General features: G+C 43.6%; 16 protein-coding genes, 1 riboswitch and 1 other annotated feature. Of the genes, 10 read left to right on the top strand and 6 right to left on the bottom strand.

Going from position 1 to position 18,018, the window contains the following annotated elements; all coding sequences use genetic code 11:
• Positions 1 to 41: 41 nt before the first annotated feature.
• The 3 genes from purB to mnmA all read right to left on the bottom strand — a co-directional run bounded on the left by purB (position 42) and on the right by mnmA (position 3,314).
• A complete protein-coding gene (purB, locus tag OH456_RS08870) occupies positions 42 to 1,412 on the bottom strand; it encodes an adenylosuccinate lyase (RefSeq protein ID WP_270033291.1) in 1,371 nt (456 codons plus the stop codon).
• Between the two features lie 142 nt (positions 1,413 to 1,554).
• The gene (gene hflD, locus OH456_RS08865) at positions 1,555 to 2,172 is read right to left on the bottom strand and encodes a high frequency lysogenization protein HflD (protein ID WP_270033290.1); all 618 of its coding nucleotides are present in this window, start codon (positions 2,170 to 2,172) and stop codon (positions 1,555 to 1,557) included.
• A 32-nt stretch (positions 2,173 to 2,204) separates the two neighbouring features.
• Positions 2,205 to 3,314 (bottom strand): tRNA 2-thiouridine(34) synthase MnmA, encoded by a 1,110-nt coding sequence (gene mnmA, locus OH456_RS08860; protein WP_270033289.1) that lies wholly within the window; start codon positions 3,312 to 3,314, stop codon positions 2,205 to 2,207.
• A gap of 241 nt (positions 3,315 to 3,555) precedes the next feature.
• Between mnmA and OH456_RS08855 the strand changes: the two genes are divergently transcribed.
• Positions 3,556 to 4,860, top strand: coding sequence for an inosine/guanosine kinase (locus OH456_RS08855; protein ID WP_006074101.1), 1,305 nt, complete (start codon positions 3,556 to 3,558; stop codon positions 4,858 to 4,860).
• Positions 4,861 to 4,913: 53 nt separating this feature from the next.
• Here OH456_RS08855 and OH456_RS08850 read toward each other — a convergent pair whose 3' ends face one another.
• Positions 4,914 to 5,321: an H-NS family histone-like protein gene (locus OH456_RS08850; protein ID WP_038222895.1), complete on the bottom strand. Its 408-nt coding sequence runs from the start codon at positions 5,319 to 5,321 to the stop codon at positions 4,914 to 4,916.
• 542 nt (positions 5,322 to 5,863) lie between these two features.
• Positions 5,864 to 6,047: riboswitch (Lysine riboswitch) on the top strand.
• Positions 6,048 to 6,160: 113 nt separating this feature from the next.
• On the opposite strand from OH456_RS08850, the gene OH456_RS08845 reads away from it, so the two are divergent.
• The 9 genes from OH456_RS08845 (at position 6,161) to hisIE (ending at position 15,331) form a co-directional block, all read left to right on the top strand.
• Positions 6,161 to 7,762 carry a Na+/H+ antiporter NhaC family protein gene (locus OH456_RS08845; RefSeq protein WP_006074104.1) on the top strand — a complete coding sequence of 534 codons (1,602 nt, stop codon included), beginning with the start codon at positions 6,161 to 6,163 and terminating at the stop codon, positions 7,760 to 7,762.
• A 226-nt stretch (positions 7,763 to 7,988) separates the two neighbouring features.
• Positions 7,989 to 8,125: a sequence feature (His leader region), on the top strand.
• Positions 8,126 to 8,165: 40 nt separating this feature from the next.
• A complete protein-coding gene (gene hisG, locus OH456_RS08840) occupies positions 8,166 to 9,062 on the top strand; it encodes an ATP phosphoribosyltransferase (protein ID WP_006074105.1) in 897 nt (298 codons plus the stop codon).
• A gap of 4 nt (positions 9,063 to 9,066) precedes the next feature.
• Positions 9,067 to 10,365, top strand: coding sequence for a histidinol dehydrogenase (gene hisD / locus OH456_RS08835; RefSeq protein ID WP_031493478.1), 1,299 nt, complete (start codon positions 9,067 to 9,069; stop codon positions 10,363 to 10,365).
• The gene (hisC, locus tag OH456_RS08830) at positions 10,365 to 11,417 is read left to right on the top strand and encodes a histidinol-phosphate transaminase (protein WP_270033288.1); all 1,053 of its coding nucleotides are present in this window, start codon (positions 10,365 to 10,367) and stop codon (positions 11,415 to 11,417) included. The genes hisD and hisC overlap by 1 nt, the downstream gene beginning before the upstream one ends.
• A gap of 28 nt (positions 11,418 to 11,445) precedes the next feature.
• A complete protein-coding gene (gene hisB, locus OH456_RS08825; RefSeq protein WP_270033287.1) occupies positions 11,446 to 12,519 on the top strand; it encodes a bifunctional histidinol-phosphatase/imidazoleglycerol-phosphate dehydratase HisB in 1,074 nt (357 codons plus the stop codon).
• On the top strand, positions 12,519 to 13,142 hold the full coding sequence (gene hisH, locus OH456_RS08820; RefSeq protein WP_270033286.1) for an imidazole glycerol phosphate synthase subunit HisH: 624 nt from the start codon (positions 12,519 to 12,521) through the stop codon (positions 13,140 to 13,142). Before hisB ends, hisH begins: the two co-directional genes overlap by 1 nt.
• 73 nt (positions 13,143 to 13,215) lie before the next feature.
• A complete protein-coding gene (gene hisA / locus OH456_RS08815) occupies positions 13,216 to 13,953 on the top strand; it encodes a 1-(5-phosphoribosyl)-5-[(5-phosphoribosylamino)methylideneamino]imidazole-4-carboxamide isomerase (protein ID WP_006074114.1) in 738 nt (245 codons plus the stop codon).
• Complete coding sequence (gene hisF / locus OH456_RS08810) at positions 13,935 to 14,708, top strand: imidazole glycerol phosphate synthase subunit HisF (RefSeq protein ID WP_006074116.1); 774 nt, start codon at positions 13,935 to 13,937, stop codon at positions 14,706 to 14,708. The genes hisA and hisF overlap by 19 nt, the downstream gene beginning before the upstream one ends.
• A complete protein-coding gene (hisIE, locus tag OH456_RS08805) occupies positions 14,705 to 15,331 on the top strand; it encodes a bifunctional phosphoribosyl-AMP cyclohydrolase/phosphoribosyl-ATP diphosphatase HisIE (protein ID WP_006074118.1) in 627 nt (208 codons plus the stop codon). Before hisF ends, hisIE begins: the two co-directional genes overlap by 4 nt.
• Positions 15,332 to 15,394: 63 nt before the next feature.
• Here the strand turns inward: hisIE and OH456_RS08800 are convergent, their stop codons facing one another.
• Both OH456_RS08800 and OH456_RS08795 read right to left on the bottom strand, forming a co-directional pair.
• On the bottom strand, positions 15,395 to 16,828 hold the full coding sequence (locus tag OH456_RS08800) for a lipopolysaccharide biosynthesis protein (protein ID WP_270033285.1): 1,434 nt from the start codon (positions 16,826 to 16,828) through the stop codon (positions 15,395 to 15,397).
• Positions 16,825 to 17,763, bottom strand: coding sequence for a glycosyltransferase family 2 protein (locus OH456_RS08795; protein ID WP_270033284.1), 939 nt, complete (start codon positions 17,761 to 17,763; stop codon positions 16,825 to 16,827). Before OH456_RS08795 ends, OH456_RS08800 begins: the two co-directional genes overlap by 4 nt.
• Positions 17,764 to 18,018 lie beyond the last annotated feature (255 nt).

Genomic DNA, 18,018 nt, shown 5'->3' with positions numbered 1-18,018 from the left:
CAAAATAAGCAGCCTTTTTGAGTTTATGTACTGATTAATAATTACAGCTTATCGGTGAGCTCGATTGCTTGACCGATGTAGTTAGCTGGCGTCATTAACTTCAAGCGTGCTTTCTCTTCTTCTGGCAATTTCAAGCCATCGATGAAGCTGCGCATTGCTTCGCCATCTACACGTTTACCACGAGTTAACTCTTTTAGTTTCTCATAAGGCTTTTCGATACCGTAACGACGCATAACGGTTTGTACTGGCTCTGCAAGTACTTCCCAGTTTTTGTCTAGCTCAGCAAGAAGCGCTTCACGGTTCACTTCTAGTTTGCTGATACCCTTAAGCGTTGAAGTGTAAGCAATGATAGCGTAGCCACAGCCAACACCTAGGTTACGAAGAACCGTTGAATCTGTTAGGTCACGCTGCCAGCGAGAGATAGGTAGTTTTTGTGCTAGATGAGCAAATACAGCATTTGCTAGACCTAGGTTACCTTCTGAGTTTTCAAAGTCGATTGGGTTAACTTTGTGTGGCATCGTTGAAGAACCGATTTCACCAGCGATAGTTTTTTGCTTGAAGTGACCTAGAGCAATGTATCCCCATACGTCACGGTCAAAGTCGATTAGAATCGTGTTGAAACGTGCAATCGCATCGAATAGCTCGGCGATGTAGTCGTGCGGTTCGATCTGAGTTGTGTATGGGTTCCAAGTTACGCCAAGAGACTCAGTGATGAACTCTTCGCTGAACTTGTGCCAGTCTAGCTCTGGGTAAGCAGATAGGTGAGCGTTGTAGTTACCAACCGCACCATTAATCTTACCTAGGATCTCTACAGCTTCGATTTGCTTGTATTGACGCTCCATACGGTAAGCAACGTTTGCCATCTCTTTACCCATAGTAGTAGGTGAGGCAGGTTGGCCGTGGGTACGTGAAAGCAAAGGAATGTCACGGTACTCTTCAGCTAGTTTGCTGATCGCATCGATGATATTGCGGATCTCAGGAAGAACCACAGTATCGCGTGCTTCTTTAAGCATAAGAGCATGAGACGTGTTGTTGATATCTTCAGAAGTACATGCAAAGTGGATGAACTCGTTTACTGCGTGCAGTTCAGGAACGCCAGCGACTTTCTCTTTTAGGAAGTACTCAACCGCTTTTACATCGTGGTTAGTAGTACGCTCGATCTCTTTAATACGCGCCGCATCTTCTTCGCTAAAGTTAGCGGCTAGCTCATCAAGAAACTGGTTAGCTTCGGCACTGAATGCTGGAACTTCTTTGATCGCATCCGTTGCTGCTAGTTTTTGCAACCAACGAATTTCAACGATAGAGCGGTACTTTAGTAGGCCAAACTCACTAAAGATGCTGCGAAGTGCAGTTGTCTTACTACCGTAACGGCCGTCTACTGGTGAAACAGCAGTCAATGCTGACAGTTCCATGATGTTCTCCTGAATTGAGTTTCTAAATTTCGTGAGCTTTATACCAATAACTGCGGCATTTGTCACGAATATTGCGCAAACGTTTGCGCTAAATTTATTTTGGTAGGAAAAAATAACTCGCGACAAGGTCGCGAGTCGATGATTACATTCTAGCGAGTAGAATCTGAGCTTGTTCGATCATTTTCTTACGACCAAACACGAGGTGGCGTCGTTTGCCACCTACCTGTCGCCAAAGCACTGCGCTGCGGATACCTGACAATAGAAGCGCGCGCACCTTTTGCTGGGTGCCGGTTAGTTGAAGTACTGCCGGAGTGCCTGTGACTTGAATTCTAGGACCAATCGGACTAATGACATCTAAATACACGCTAGCTAAATTACTGATCATCTGCTCGTCAAGAAGCTCATAGTGCTCAAGTTGACGACTGACCATTTGTAATCTGTCACCAAGTTGAGACATGGCATCATTACGCCCATTTAGTTTGCGCTCTAGTGCCATTAAGCTGATGATGTAACGAGTAATCTCACTTCCGCTTGGTGTGCTATCAATGCCTTTTACCAAACACTCGAGTCCAACTTTAAGGTCGGATTCAACACCAAATACATCTAACGTACTGGATGGGTTCATATTGGTAATAGCTTTGATAGAAGTTTCGAACGCGTCTGAATCACAGTAACCGTCTTTAGCAACTCGTTGAACAAGGGCAACGGCTTGGCAAATTCCTGCAAATGCTATTGTACGGTCATAAAGTGTATTAGCCACGTAGCTCTCCTAAGATAATAAACGAATAAATGTTAGATACGCTCTTCGATGATGCCGCCGCCCAAGCAAACATTGTCGCTATAGAAGACAGCAGACTGTCCCGGAGTGACAGCTACTTGTGGTTCATCAAAGATAACCTTAATGTTGTCATCGTCAATTGGGATAATCGTACAAGGGATATCTTGTTGACGGTAGCGCGTTTTCACTGTGCATTGCATTGGTTCTTGAATCGCTTCGCGACTCACCCAATGAAGTTGAGATGCACGCAGTCCGTTTGATTTAAGTAATGGATGATCAGCACCTTGAACCGCAATCAATACATTACGTTCAAGATCTTTTTCAGCAACATACCATGGATCTTCATTACCGCCGCCACCTTTTTGGCCCCCAATATGTAACCCTTTACGTTGACCCAATGTGTGGTACATCAGACCTTGGTGTTCACCAATGACTTTACCTTCCGGTGTTTCAATTTTACCCGGTTGTGCTGGCAAATAGCGAGACAAGAAGTCTGTAAATTTGCGCTCACCAATAAAACAAATACCTGTCGAGTCCTTTTTCTTCGCGGTAATTAAGCCTTGCTCTTCAGCAATGCGACGCACTTCTGGTTTTTCTAACTCACCTACAGGGAACAAGCTACGAGCCACCTGGTCGTGACTTAATGTATAAAGGAAGTAACTCTGGTCTTTGTTGCTGTCTAAACCGCGAAGCATTTGCGGCTTTTCACCGTTTTCAGGGAAGGTACGGCTAACGTAGTGACCCATAGCAATATAGTCCGCATCGAGAACTTCGTCTGCAAATTCTAAAAATGCCTTGAATTTGATTTCTTTGTTACAAAGAATATCTGGGTTTGGTGTACGACCTGCTTTGTATTCTGCTAAGAAATACTCGAATACATTATCCCAGTATTCTGCTGCAAAGTTGATCGTATGTAGGTGGATACCTAACTTATCACAGACCGCTTGTGCGTCGGCTAAATCTTCCGCTGCAGTACAATATTCCTCATTATCATCTTCTTCCCAGTTCTTCATGAACAGGCCTTCTACTTGGTAGCCTTGCTGTTTCAGAAGGTAGGCAGAAACAGAGGAGTCTACACCGCCGGACATACCGACAATCACTTTCTTTTGGCTGTTATCAGACATGTTAAAATACCACCTATATCAATTGGACGCAGATTCTAGCAGAAACCGAAGGCGCAATACAGATCCGCGAACTAAATCACACTTTCTAGGAGCATGAATGTTTGTACAAATAGAGTGAAAAACAAGGTCAGTGATAAAAAAAATTGTAGCGTAAACGTTTGCTAAGGTTGCCTATGTTGCCGAGGTAAACTATACAGAGTTAGAATTGTCGCCCTTACATTCCTGTTACGAAGATATCCTTATGAAATTCCCCGGCCAAAGAAAATCGAAGCATTACTTTCCGGTTCACGCTCGTGACCCATTAGTCAGCCAATCTCAAACTAGCAAAAAAATGTCGAGAACCCATATTATCGGTATTGACCAAACACTAGTTGATATAGAAGCGCGCGTGGATAGCAGTGTTATTGAGAAATTTGGACTGAGCAAAGGGCACTCTTTGGTTATTGATGACCAAGCAGCTGAAAATCTGTATAACGAACTGAAAGAGCAAGAGCTTATTACCAATGAATTTGCTGGGGGCACAATAGGGAATACATTACATAACTTTTCCGTGTTGGCAGATGACAAATCGGTATTGTTAGGTGTAATGAGTGCTGATATCCGAATCGGTAGTTATGGCTATCGATATCTATGTAATACTTCTAGCCGTATGGACTTAAACTATTTACAAGGCGTTGATGGTGCCATTGGACGTTGTTTTACGTTAATTACTGAAGACGGCGAGCGAACTTTTGCAATTAGCGAAGGTCAAATGAATCAACTTCGTGCTGAGAGTATTCCTGAGAAAATTTTTAAGAAAGCCTCAGCGTTGGTATTAACAGCCTATTTAGTTCGTTGTAAAGATGGCGACCCAATGCCGGAAGCAACCATGCAGGCAATAGAATATGCGAAGAAATACGACGTACCTGTGGTATTAACATTGGGAACTCGCTTCGTTATTCAAGATGATCCGGAATATTGGCAAGACTTTTTGAAACAGCATGTTTCGGTTGTCGCTATGAATGAGGATGAAGCTGAAGCATTAACAGGTGAAAAAGATCCATTGGCTGCTGCGGATAAAGCACTTGATTGGGTTGATCTTGTTTTATGTACTGCTGGACCAATCGGTTTATTTATGGCTGGTTATACAGAGGATGCTGCCAAAAGAGAAACTTCGTTGCCATTATTACCAGGGTGTATTGCTGAATTTAACCGATATGAATTTAGCCGACCTGCTATAAAATCTGCATGTGAAAATCCTACAAAAGTTTATTCACATATTGCTCCTTATATGGGTGGGCCAGAAAAAATCAAGAATACCAATGGTGCGGGCGACGCAGCTTTATCTGCATTACTGCACGATATGGCAGCGAATAAATACCATAAAGAAAATGTGCCAAACTCAAGTAAGCACCAACACCCATACCTTACTTACTCTTCTTTCTCACAAGTATGTAAATACTCAAATCGAGCAAGCTATGAAGTGCTGGTTCAACATTCTCCACGTCTTTCTCGTGGTCTGCCAGAGAAAGAAGATAGCCTTGAAGAGGCATATTGGGAACGATAATAAAAAAGCGCCGAAAGGCGCTTTTTTTATAAATCTAATATTACTTAAAGATATTAGATTTCGAATTCTTCTAGAGATTTACCTGCATCTAGAGCAGTTTGGATTGCAGAAGGCGTACGACCTTGACCAGTCCAAGTCTTTTCAGCGCCACTAGCGTCTACATATTTGTATTTTGCTGGACGAGGAGCACGTTTACTCTTCGCTTTACCTTTAGATTCACCAGATAGCGCAGCGATAAGATCTTCAACGTCAATACCGTCTTGAGCAATCATTTGAGCGTACTCGCTTAATTTAGCTTCGCGTGCTTCTTTCGCTGCTCTTTCTTCTGCTTCCGCTTCTTGTCTTTCACCAACAACAGTAGTCAGTTTTTCTAGTGCTTCTTCTAGTTGTTCTAAAGTTAGCTCACGAGCAAATGCACGTAGGCTACGAATATTTAGTAGAGTTTTGGTTAATTCAGACATGACAGTTCCCATGAGATTATTATTTGGTTCGGATTAATAATAAACAGCAAATATTGAATTGACAATATTTTCTTAGTGGATAAGAGAAGAAATATAATAATTCTTACAAAAACCTGATAATAGACGACGATAGAAATACATAGTGGTGTATATAGCAGGTGAAATTAGAACATTAATAATTACTAAACCTTAGTATGAACTACACAAAAGTCGGACTTTGAGTGGATTTTGTTGCATATTGTACTAAGTGTGGTTAGTTAGACATATAGTTTATTTGTAAGTATTACGAAATTGATTGAGTTCGATATAAATGAACTTCTATAAAATTAAGTTGTTAGTGATGGTCGTTCAAAAAATGTTTATCTCTGAGTAGTTAATGGGTGATTTGAACCCTGCGTTATAACTAAACCGCAACACTGTTTACAAGGTGATAGCAACATTCATGTTGCAATTGATGCTTTGGTAAGTACAATGACGTCCACCTAATGCAAAAGTAAGAACATTCTTTCAACATGCTAACGCATAGTAGTGAATGATTTTTCTTTTGATGTAGAGGCGCGACTGCGAAAAGTCCTTGTCGTTGGGGTGATGCCAATGAACGACAAAAAAAGGCGCTGTCGCCGAAGTGAGAGTTGAATATCAAGCACTCTCGCTGGGGTTGTATCCGAAACGAACAACACTGCCATAGTCTATTATATTGTTAAACTATGGAGCGCTACTGTAGGGTTGGGAGAAGTGTTCACTTCCCTTTCGCTTAGTTCAACGTTTGCGTATGAACTTATAGATACGCATGTCTGCAGTAGATCTCTAACCATAATTAAAACTGGTTTTTGAAGATCATGAATTTAATCGATTTTGCTTCGTCACCATTATCACTGCTACCGCCGATCGTAGCTTTGAGTTTGGCGATTATCACACGTCGCGTTTTGCTTTCCCTAGGTGTAGGTATTGTATTAGGCGCTTTTCTACTCAACGATTACTCGGTAATGAATGCTGCAGGCTATGTCTATGACACAGTATCTGGCGTTGTTATTGAAGATGGTGGTCTAAACACCTGGAACATGAGTATCGTTGGCTTCCTATTGCTACTCGGTATGATGACGGCGTTATTAACGTTGTCAGGTGGTACCAAGGCGTTTGCTGAATGGGCACAAGCACGCGTGAAAAGTAAACGTGGCTCAAAGCTTCTTGCTGCATTCCTTGGTGTGTTCATTTTTGTTGATGATTACTTCAATAGCTTAGCAGTTGGCGCGATTTCTCGTCCTGTTACTGACCGCTTTTACGTATCGCGCGCTAAGCTTGCTTATATTCTAGATTCAACGGCTGCTCCTATGTGTGTGCTTATGCCAGCTTCGAGCTGGGGTGCATACATTATGACTATCGTCAGCGGTATTCTTATCTCACATGGTATTACTGAATACTCAGCGATTGGCGCGTATGTTCGCCTAATTCCAATGAACTTTTACGCAGTATTTGCACTATTAATGGTGTTCGCTGTTGCTTGGTTCCAATTAGATGTCGGCCCAATGCGTAAGCATGAGCTTCGTGCAAAACAAGGTCTTGGTTTTGACAAAGATAAAGAGAACGATTCTGCTGAAGCTCATGAACTGAATGAAGAGTTGGATATTAAAGAAAGCGACTTTGGTTCAGTTTCAGATCTGATTCTACCTATTGTTGTCCTTATAGGAGCGATGGTAGCAGCGATGATCTTTACTGGTGGTCAAGCTCTGGCGGCAGATGGCGTTGCATTTAATGTTCTTGGTGCATTTGAGAATACGGATGTTGGTACTTCTTTAATTTACGGTGGTTCTGCTGGTTTATTAACAGCGGTCTATACCGTCGTGAAACAGAAGCTTTCTGCGGCTGATATTGCAACAACCATGTGGATTGGTGCTAAGTCGATGTTCGGCGCAATCTTGATTCTGTTCTTTGCATGGTCTATCGGTTCTGTCATTGGCGACATGAAAACAGGCGCTTACCTATCGTCAACTGTACAAGGTAATATTGATGTCCATTGGCTACCAGTTATTCTGTTCATGCTTTCTGGTCTTATGGCATTTTCGACCGGTACATCATGGGGTACATTCGGAATTATGTTACCAATCGCAGGTGATATGGCGGGTGCAACGGATATCGCAATGATGCTTCCAATGCTTGGTGCGGTATTAGCGGGTTCAGTATTTGGTGATCACTGTTCACCAATCTCAGATACGACCATCTTGTCATCGACAGGTGCACGCTGCAACCATATTGACCACGTGTCTACCCAGTTGCCATATGCATTGTCAGTGGCATTTGTTTCTTGTATCGGCTTTATTACATTGGGTATGACAACGTCGGTAGCACTGTCATTCGGTGCTGCAACAGTGACGTTTATACTTGTCTGTTTCATTCTTTCTGCTCTATCTAAAGCAAGAATGGCTAAAGAAGCGAATGCGTAAATAAATTGCTTTAATATCAAGGAGCCTACCAAGGCTCCTTTTTTTATGCCTTTTGGCCTACTTTTGCCGTTATTCGTAATAACAAATCATACTTGTTGGCGAGTACGAAAAAAAATTCGCTGATCTGTAAAATAGTGGTTGAAAATCATAATGAGCTTCGTTAGTGTGAAGGTACAGACACAAAGGACCTAAACATAAGTATGCTAAATTTTGATATGAACATTCATCATCACCATCATCACCCAGCTTAATCTTTCGGGAGATGAACGCATACCCGAGAGATAGGTAAAACTCTCGGAGGTTCGATTTAAGATTTAAAGAATTAAACCCTCGGGAGACCAAAGCTCCCGAGGGTTTTTTCGTTTTATAATTTAAAATCAATATCTTGTACAGGGATACAGCAATGCAAACACAACGCCTAAGAATCGCAATACAAAAGAAAGGTCGTCTTAGCAGAGAAAGCCAAGACCTACTAAAAAAATGCGGAGTTAAGTTCAACGTAATGGGTGAGCGTCTTGTTGTTCACTCGTTAAATATGCCAATCGATCTACTGTTGGTACGTGATGACGATATCCCTGGTTTGATCATGGATGGTGTCGTCGATCTTGGCTTTATTGGTGAGAATGAGCTAGAAGAAGTTCGCTTAGACCGCAAAGCACTTGGTGAACCAAATGAGTTCGTAACGCTTCGCCGTCTTGATTTCGGTGGTTGTCGTTTATCTATCGCCATCGACAAAGATGAAACGTACAACGGCCCACAAGATCTAGCAGGCAAACGAATAGCGACCACTTACCCACAATTACTGAAAGCTTATATGGATGAGCAAGGTGTAGACTTCAGTACTTGTATGCTTACAGGGTCGGTCGAGGTCGCGCCGCGAGCTGGTTTAGCGGACGCTATTGCCGACCTTGTTTCTACAGGGGCGACACTGGAGGCCAACGGATTAAAAGAAGCAGAAGTTATCTTCCGTTCTAAAGCAACGCTGATTCAGCGCAAAGGCGAGTTTGATGCCGATAAAGAGGCACTTATAGAGAAGCTACTAACTCGTATGCAAGGCGTTCAGCAAGCGAAAGAGTCTAAATACATTATGCTGCACGCACCAGTCGCAAAACTTGAGCAAATCAAAGCGCTTTTACCGGGTGCAGAAGATCCGACAGTATTACCTCTATCTTCGGATAAAGAGCGTGTGGCGGTTCACCTAGTTAGTACAGAGAACTTGTTCTGGGAAACTATGGAACAGCTGAAAGAACTTGGAGCGAGTTCTATTCTTGTGCTTCCGATTGAGAAAATGATGGGGTAAGTCCATGAGAACTGTAGTTTGGCAATCATTAAGTCAGTCGCAACAAGAGTCTATTCTTGAGCGTCCTGCGATTACTGAAGGCGCAAATATTACTTCTGCGGTATCGGCGGTTATCGAGCAAGTACGTAGCGAAGGTGATAAAGCGCTGCTAGATCTTACAGAAAAGTTTGATCGAGTTCGACCTGACTCAATTCGAGTCTCTAACGAAGAGATTGAAGCTGCATCATCGCGTCTCTCTGAAACAATGAAACAAGCGCTGGAGCAAGCGTATTCTAATATCGCTAAGTTTCACAAAGCTCAGCGTCCGGAACTACTGCGAGTAGAAACTCAACCAGGCGTTGTCTGTGAACAAGTGACTCGTCCTATAAATACGGTTGGACTGTATATTCCGGGCGGTAGCGCACCATTACCATCAACCGTGCTTATGCTAGGGGTTCCAGCTCAGATTGCTGGTTGTCGTAAGGTGGTATTATGTTCCCCACCGCCTATTGCGGATGAAATCCTTTATGTTGCCAAGCTATGTAAAATCGATGAAGTATATAACGTCGGTGGTGGTCAAGCCGTAGCGGCGATGGCGTATGGCACAGAGAGCGTTTCAAAAGTAGATAAGATCTTCGGTCCGGGCAATGCCTATGTTACCGAAGCCAAGCGTCAAGTGAGTAATGATTTCCGTGGAGCAGCGATCGATATGCCTGCTGGCCCATCTGAAGTGTTGGTTATTGCCGACGAAACAGCGGATGCTGACTTTGTCGCGGCCGATCTACTAAGCCAAGCTGAACATGGTCCAGATTCTCAAGTAGTGCTTGTCACTCCATCTCCAGTGATTGCAGACCAAGTAACAGAGGCGGTGAATAAACAGCTTAAGCAACTGTCGCGTGCTGATATCGCGCAGCAAGCATTAGGCTCAAGTCTCATTATTATCGCTGAGTCGATCACTCAGTGTGTATCTATTTCAAACTACTATGGCCCTGAGCACTTGATTGTTCAGACTAAAGCACCACGTGAACTGTTACCGCTACTTGATAACGCGGGTTCTATCTTCTTGGGCGATTGGTCACCAGAGTCTGCGGGCGATTACGCTTCAGGTACTAACCACGTACTGCCGACTTATGGCTACACTCGTACTTATTCAAGCTTGGGCTTAGCTGACTTTTCGAAGCGAATGACGGTACAAGAATTAACTGCCGATGGGTTACGAAATCTGGCTCCGACGGTTGTCACTATGGCCGAGGCAGAAGGGCTGGATGCGCACAAACGTGCCGTGACCATTCGTGTCGAGAAGCTTGCGCAGGAGAGTAACTAATGGAAAAGCTCGCTCGTAAACAAGTTCAACAGCTAACGCCATATATGTCAGCACGACGTATTGGCGGTAGCGGTGATATTTGGCTCAATGCTAATGAATCACCATTTAATAATGAATATAAAACAGACTTTGCACGTCTTAATCGCTACAGCGAATGTCAGCCTAAAGCGCTAATCGAAGCCTATGCGGCATATGCTGGTGTCAAACCAGAACAAACACTGGCTTCTCGTGGTGCTGACGAAGGCATTGAATTACTTATTCGTGCTTTTTGTGAGCCGGGTGAAGATAGCATCTTATTCTGTCCGCCGACCTATGGCATGTACGCCATCAGTGCTGAAACCATTGGTGTTAACCGTAAAACGGTACCCTTGACTTCTGATTGGCAACTCAATCTGCCGGAAATTGAAGCCAATTTAGATGGCGTCAAAGTACTGTTCGTTTGTAGCCCAAACAACCCAACGGGTAACTTGGTTAAGCGTGAAGACATTATCGCTTTATTGGAGATGACCAAAGATAAAGCTATTGTTGTCATGGATGAAGCGTATATCGACTTTTGTCCGGAAGCGTCAACCGTTGATTTGTTGGCCCAATATCCGAACTTAGCCATCTTACGTACATTATCAAAAGCCTTCGCTTTGGCTGGTCTTCGTTGCGGATTTACACTTGCCAATGAAGAGCTAATCAACGTACTGCTTAAAGTGATTGCACCATATCCGGTACCAATCCCTGTCGCGGAAATTGCGGTGCAAGCCTTATCGGAACAAGGGTTAGCGCGCGCTAAGTTCCAGGTGCTGGATCTCAATGCCAATCGTGCCTACCTACAAGCAGGTTTATCGACCTTACCAGGTGTTACCGTATATGAAGGTTGGGGTAATTATCTACTCGTTGAATTTGCTAATGGCGATGAGCTATTTAAAGCAGCGTGGAATACGGGAATTATTCTTAGAAATTCACCGATTGAAAACTGCGTAAGAATCAGTGTTGGTAATCGTGACGAATGTGAGAAGACATTGTCATTTATTCGCAATCAACTAGAACAAACAGCGGCATAAGCTAGCCATCAAGAAAAGGATTTATAAAGTGAGCAACCAACAGAAAATATTATTTATAGACCGTGATGGTACGTTAATTGTTGAGCCTCCAGTGGATTTTCAAGTTGACCGTTTGGATAAACTCAAACTCGAGCCGTTTGTTATTCCAAGTTTATTGGCTCTGCAAGACGCAGGGTACCGCCTTGTGATGGTGACTAACCAAGACGGTTTAGGTACTGCTAGCTATCCTCAGGAAGACTTTGACGCTCCTCATAATATGATGATGGAAATCTTTGAGTCTCAAGGCGTTAAATTTGATGATGTTTTAATTTGCCCGCACTTTGATGAAGACAACTGTTCATGCCGTAAACCAAAACTTGGTTTGGTTAAAGAGTATCTTCAAAGTGGCAAAGTGGATTTCAAAACCTCTGCTGTGATTGGTGACCGACAAACTGATCTTCAGCTAGCTGAAAATATGGCGATTCGTGGAATTCAGTACAATCCGGAGACCATGGGTTGGCCAAGAATCTTAAAAGACTTAACGGTAAAAGCACGTACAGCGGAAGTAATTCGTACTACCAAAGAAACGGATATCAAGGTATCTGTAAACCTTGATGAATCGGGTGGTAATGAAATCTCAACTGGCATGGGCTTTTTCGACCACATGCTTGATCAAATTGCCACTCATGGCGGTTTCCAGATGAAGTGCATTGTGGATGGCGATCTGCACATTGATGACCACCACACTATTGAAGATACCGCTTTGGCTCTTGGGCAAGCTTTGAAAGAAGCGCTGGGTGATAAGCGCGGTATCGGTCGATTTGGCTTTAGCTTGCCAATGGATGAGTGCTTGGCGCAATGTGCCTTAGATCTATCTGGTCGCCCATATCTTAAATTTGATGCCAAGTTCTCTCGTGAGCAGGTGGGGGACTTGTCTACAGAAATGGTCGTTCACTTCTTCCGATCTTTGACTGACACGCTCGCATGTACACTTCACTTATCTTCTTCTGGCGATAATGATCATCACATCATTGAGAGTTTGTTTAAGGCCTTCGGCCGTACACTGCGTCAAGCCATTAAGGTAGAGGGTAACGAGTTACCAAGTAGTAAGGGAGTCTTGTAATGGCCAGCAGCAAACAGAATGTAGTCATTATTGATACCGGTTGTGCTAACGTCTCGTCAGTAAAGTTTGCTATTCAGCGTCTTGGCTACGATGTTGTTATTTCTAAGGAGCCTCAAGTGGTTCTGGGTGCTGACAAGCTGTTTCTGCCAGGTGTAGGTACGGCAAGTGAAGCGATGAAAAACCTTCAAGAGCGCGATCTTATCGAACTGGTCAAGCAGGTTGAGAAACCAGTACTTGGTATTTGCTTGGGTATGCAGCTGTTGAGCAAGCTTTCACAAGAGAAAGGCCAAAAGGCGGACGAGCTTGTTGAATGTTTGGGCCTTTGTGAAGGTGAAGTAAAACGTCTTGAAACAGGAGACTTACCTCTTCCTCATATGGGGTGGAATACCGTGAAGGCTGTGGCTGGTAATCCGCTGTTTCAAGGGATTGAAGAGGGTGAATACTTCTATTTCGTGCACAGTTTTGGGATGCCCGTCGGCGACTACACCATTGCTGAATGCGAGTATGGCAAACCGTTTAGTGCTGCGATACAAAGTGGTAACTACTACGGTGTACAGTTTCACCCAGAGCGCTCGTCCAAAGCAGGCTCAAAACTGATTCAGAACTTCCTAGAGTTAGTGTAATTCCTCACTAACAAGAAGTTATCGATAGAATTTATCAGCTTCACACGGTCGTGAGGCTTTGAAGGAAATGATTGTGATTATTCCAGCATTAGATTTAATTGAAGGACAAGTGGTTCGCCTATATCAAGGCGATTATGGCCAGGTTACTGAATATAAGGTCGATCCGATTGAGCAGTTCAACCTCTACCATCAAGCCGGAGCAAATTGGCTACACCTTGTCGATCTGACTGGCGCGAAAGACACATCAGCGCGCCAGCTTGATTTAATTGCCAAACTACTAGCAGGAACACCAGCAAACATACAGATTGGTGGTGGTGTGCGCACTGAGCAAGATGTAGTTGATCTGCTTGAGGCTGGTGCTCAACGTGTTGTCGTTGGTTCGACAGCGGTTAAGCAACCAGAGTTGGTTAAAGGGTGGATGGAAAAATATGGCGCGGAGAAAATTGTGCTAGCACTCGATATTAACATCGATGAAACCGGTACACGCAAAGTCGCCATCTCAGGTTGGCAAGAAGACTCTGGCGTCACCATTGAAGCGTTAATTAATGATTATCTAACAGTGGGCTTAAAGCATGTGCTGTGCACTGATATTTCACGTGACGGCACATTAGCAGGTAGTAATGTCGAACTCTATGTAGACCTGTGCAAGCAGTACCCACAAGTGCAGTTTCAGTCTTCAGGTGGTATCGGTAGCCTTGCCGATATTGAAGCACTAAAAGGCACGGGCGTATCGGGCGTGATTGTTGGCCGAGCGTTATTAGATGGTAAATTTACCGCAGAGGAGGCATTCCAATGTTGGCAAAGCGAATAATTCCTTGTTTGGATGTCCGTGACGGTCAAGTGGTGAAAGGCGTTCAGTTTCGAAACCACGAGATTATTGGTGATATCGTTCCGTTAGCTGCACGTTATGCAGAAGAAGGTGCAGATGAGTTAGTCTTTTATGATATCACTGCCTCAAGCGATGGCCGTGTAGTGGACAAAAGTTGGGTAGCACGAGTGGCAGAAGTGATTGATATTCCATTCTGTGTCGCTGGTGGTATTAAGTCTGCTGAAGATGCGGCACGTATCTTAGAATTTGGTGCTGATAAAGTATCAATCAACTCGCCAGCTTTGGCTAACCCTGAATTGATTACCGAGCTTGCCGACAAGTTTGGTGTTCAATGTATTGTCGTCGGTATCGACTCCTACTTTGATAAAGAAACGGGTAAGTATCAGGTGTATCAATTCACCGGTGACGAATCACGTACTAAAGCCACTAAGTGGGAGACCCGTGACTGGGTTCAAGAAGTGCAAAAGCGCGGTGCAGGGGAGATCGTACTTAATATGATGAACCAAGATGGGGTGCGAAATGGCTATGATATCGAGCAGCTTAATATGGTTCGCGAAGTGTGTAAGGTGCCTCTCATTGCTTCTGGCGGTGCGGGTGCGATGGAGCACTTTGCAGAAGCGTACAACAAAACCAATGTTGATGGTGCTTTGGCCGCTTCCGTATTCCACAAGCAGATCATCAATATCGGTGAGCTTAAGCAATATCTAAAACAACAAGGTGTGGAGATCAGACTATGAGTGAAGCAGCAGTAGCGCTCACCGAGCGTATCGACTGGGAAAAAGTAGATGGTCTTGTACCTGCTATTATTCAGGACTTTCAATCTAGCCAAGTTCTAATGATGGGATATATGAATCCTGAAGCGTTGGAAAAGACCTTAGAAACTGAGCAAGTGACCTTTTTTTCTCGCACGAAATCCCGATTGTGGACGAAAGGAGAAACGTCAGGCAACGTACTCCAACTTCGTAATATCGCTCTAGATTGTGACAATGATACAGTACTTGTCAAAGTAGACCCAATTGGACCAACGTGTCACACAGGTACGACTACGTGTTTCGATGGTGACCCACAAGAAGAGTCTCAAATGGTGTGGCTTCATCAGCTTGAGCAATTGCTTGCCGCTCGAAAAGATGCGGATCCGCAATCTTCTTATACCGCGAGCCTCTATGCCCGTGGTACCAAACGTATTTCGCAGAAAGTGGGCGAAGAGGGCGTTGAAGTCGCGCTTGCGGCAACGTCGGGTGACAAGGCGGAGCTAGTATGTGAATCAGCTGACTTAATTTATCACCTAATGGTGCTACTTCAGGACCAAGGCCTATCGATGAATGATGTGGTTAATAAGCTGAAAGAGCGCCATAAATAAAACGCGATCTCTAATTTAGAAGCCAATAAGGTTTGACCTTGTTGGCTTTTTTTTTGCTGCTTTCTAAATAGTTGAGTGCCTAATCAATTTAAACTTGCGAAGCACGTCGAGAGGTAATGGGATTATTGAAAACTTTGCAAAACCAGCCATAGTGAGAATGCTGAAAATAATACCTGTTGCGAATTGAAAAGCTGCACTCATCGACTCGGTTAATAGCCAGTGAGTTGAAATTGCCAATGCTGAGATCGTAAGGGCAGAGAGCAAAGCCATGTGGCAATAAGGTAGAAACTCAAGAAACTGACTTGCCTTGTAGAGCATAATAAGTCTCGCTGTATAAGCGATAGTAAGCACTGCAATAACCCCCAGTAATCCCCAAATAGGTACCAACACAAAATACCCAATAACCGCGATAGTGGCACAGATGCCTTGAATCCACATTTGTGCCTTACTGGAATTGCCACTGTAGCAGCCCAAATTTAAATAATCTCCGGCGTTTTTAATTACTCCTATGACAAGAAGTGCAACAACAAGCGTGCTTGCGGATTGATAGGTGGTTGGTAGTATCAAAGTAACGAAGCTTGGTGCGGTTAGAATCATTACAGTAGCAAGCAAGATTGCAATGTTAACCCCCAGAACCGCCTTATCAGCACACTCTTGTTTACCATTAATACCGTTTAGTATCGCTACTCGATTTGGAAACCACCACAGTGCGTAGGGTTGGAGAGCAAGTCCAAGTATTAGTGTGAATTTAGCACTGACCGCATAGATAGCGAGTTGTTCCACACCAACAAAACTCGCAAGAAACCAACGATCAAGTCCATTAATCATATAGACTGATGCGCTTCCTACGAGCACAGGCAAACCAAAACTCAAAATAAGACGAGAGGAGCCCAAATAACCAAAACTCCCCATTTGACTCCATTGATACTTGAGCAAGCACATTAGCAGAAGCAAGCTAGAACAGGCTGCTGATATTAATACACCATCGATACCAAACCCTGCTTCGAGTAGAACAAAGGTCATCATCGCTTGAACGAGCGCTTTTATGACATTAAGAATGCAGAAGCGTTTCGCCATGGCATTCATACGCATTAATGTTAACGGGATGGATATTGCACCGTCGATCATGGTTGGAATGAGCAGTAACACAATTTGGTAGCTTTCGAAGGTAACAGGCAAAGCGTGAATCAACCAGGGGAGGGATATTCCAATGAGGCTACCGCCAATGACACAAACGATGATACTTAAGGTAAAGCAGTTTGAAATAAGCTGCTGCTTCTCTGTACCTTTTGCGGTACCAATATATCGATACATCGCATCGACTATGCCAAAACTGAATAGGATAGTGCCAATATCAGCGAGTAACACTAAAGCTTCAAGTGAACCATACTCGGCGAGCGACAACTTATGCGTGATATAGGGAATCATGACGAGGGATACCCCTTTCATCATCAAGATGCCGATAGCATAATAAGCGGATTGCTTTAGTGAGTTCATGATACCGATCTACTTGGTAGAAGGATAATGCTTTTGCAGTCTCCAAGTAGACTGCGTAAACGTCGTTTTTCTGGAGCCAAGGATAGTGAGCGTAGGCCAAGTAAGATCGCCGATAAAGGTTGGTTAAGACAACGGTGGTAGTCGGCGTATCCTTCAAGAATGCGTGCTTTTGAACTTCTTAAAGCAGATGAGGAAATGTTCCAATAAAGGTGAGCAGATGTGTACCTGTGCAAGATAGCTTCTAAAGATTTTAAGTTGCGCAACCGATTATCGTCTGTTTGAGTAGTTGAACCTTGTCTCATGACATAGCCTGCTTCAATAGAGTTCACCGCACCGAACGGGTGTTGCTCGCAAATGCGTAGCCACAAATCGAGGTCTTCTCCATATTCTAAATTAGAATCGAAGGGTGCGATGTCTCGAAAAATCTCAGCCTTAATCATTACCGTTGAAGTACCAATCACGTTATTTTGAAGGACAAACTCCAAGGCATCGTTCATCACGATATATTGACGACTGTCAGACTGAAACTGATTCCAATAACCAAAGCAATCAATTATTTCTTCGTACTGTTCGGTAACGTGTTGGTAGTTAGTAAAGGTACCTGCAAGCTCAGGGTGGCATTGATGAAAGTGGAGCTGCCTTTCTAACTTATTAGGCATCCAATAGTCGTCAGCATCAAGAAAAGCAATATAGTCTCCGCTAGCTCTGTTAATTCCCAAGTTTCTTGCACCCGAAGCACCAAGGCCTGACGTTGTAATTATCTGCATTCGAGAATCACTGATGCTGTTAAGGTAACTTGAGGTGTTGTCAGTACTATTGTCATCGACAACAATAACTTCAATGTCCTGATGTGTTTGAGAGAACACACTTTCAACTGCTTTAGGTAAGTACTCAACGCAGTTATAGGTTGGAATGATGATCGAGATTTTAGCCATATCCTTAGCTCTCTTATCTGCAGCGGTATACCACAAGTAGCACTATACATGCCAAGACCGATATTGTTTTAAAACATGTACTTATGACTATTTGTCGCAAATTGATTGTTTTCAGTTGGCTAACAAGTGTCAGATTAGGCAAATTGATTATCGAAATGCGAATAGAGCGTTATTTAAGCGATAAATGATTGCTTAACAAGCTTTAAGCCTTTGGTGCGTATCTTGCTTAGAACAAAAGACATAGTTAGCTTTTGG

Origin of the sequence: Vibrio sp. La 4.2.2, assembly GCF_027586995.1 — a bacterium.
Taxonomy (GTDB): domain Bacteria; phylum Pseudomonadota; class Gammaproteobacteria; order Enterobacterales; family Vibrionaceae; genus Vibrio; species Vibrio mediterranei.
The sequence above is the reverse complement of the archived record's forward strand: the minus strand, read 5'-3'. Positions and strand labels throughout refer to the sequence as shown.

Excerpts from the sequence above, each read along its gene's own strand:
- purB (WP_270033291.1), bottom strand. The coding sequence starts at position 1,412 with ATGGAACTGTCAGCATTGACTGCTGTTTCACCAGTAGACGGCCGTTAC.
- mnmA (WP_270033289.1), bottom strand. The coding sequence starts at position 3,314 with ATGTCTGATAACAGCCAAAAGAAAGTGATTGTCGGTATGTCCGGCGGT.
- OH456_RS08855 (WP_006074101.1), top strand. The coding sequence starts at position 3,556 with ATGAAATTCCCCGGCCAAAGAAAATCGAAGCATTACTTTCCGGTTCAC.
- OH456_RS08850 (WP_038222895.1), bottom strand. The coding sequence starts at position 5,321 with ATGTCTGAATTAACCAAAACTCTACTAAATATTCGTAGCCTACGTGCA.
- OH456_RS08845 (WP_006074104.1), top strand. The coding sequence starts at position 6,161 with ATGAATTTAATCGATTTTGCTTCGTCACCATTATCACTGCTACCGCCG.
- hisG (WP_006074105.1), top strand. The coding sequence starts at position 8,166 with ATGCAAACACAACGCCTAAGAATCGCAATACAAAAGAAAGGTCGTCTT.
- hisD (WP_031493478.1), top strand. The coding sequence starts at position 9,067 with ATGAGAACTGTAGTTTGGCAATCATTAAGTCAGTCGCAACAAGAGTCT.
- hisC (WP_270033288.1), top strand. The coding sequence starts at position 10,365 with ATGGAAAAGCTCGCTCGTAAACAAGTTCAACAGCTAACGCCATATATG.
- hisH (WP_270033286.1), top strand. The coding sequence starts at position 12,519 with ATGGCCAGCAGCAAACAGAATGTAGTCATTATTGATACCGGTTGTGCT.
- hisF (WP_006074116.1), top strand. The coding sequence starts at position 13,935 with ATGTTGGCAAAGCGAATAATTCCTTGTTTGGATGTCCGTGACGGTCAA.
- hisIE (WP_006074118.1), top strand. The coding sequence starts at position 14,705 with ATGAGTGAAGCAGCAGTAGCGCTCACCGAGCGTATCGACTGGGAAAAA.
- OH456_RS08800 (WP_270033285.1), bottom strand. The coding sequence starts at position 16,828 with ATGAACTCACTAAAGCAATCCGCTTATTATGCTATCGGCATCTTGATG.
- OH456_RS08795 (WP_270033284.1), bottom strand. The coding sequence starts at position 17,763 with ATGGCTAAAATCTCGATCATCATTCCAACCTATAACTGCGTTGAGTAC.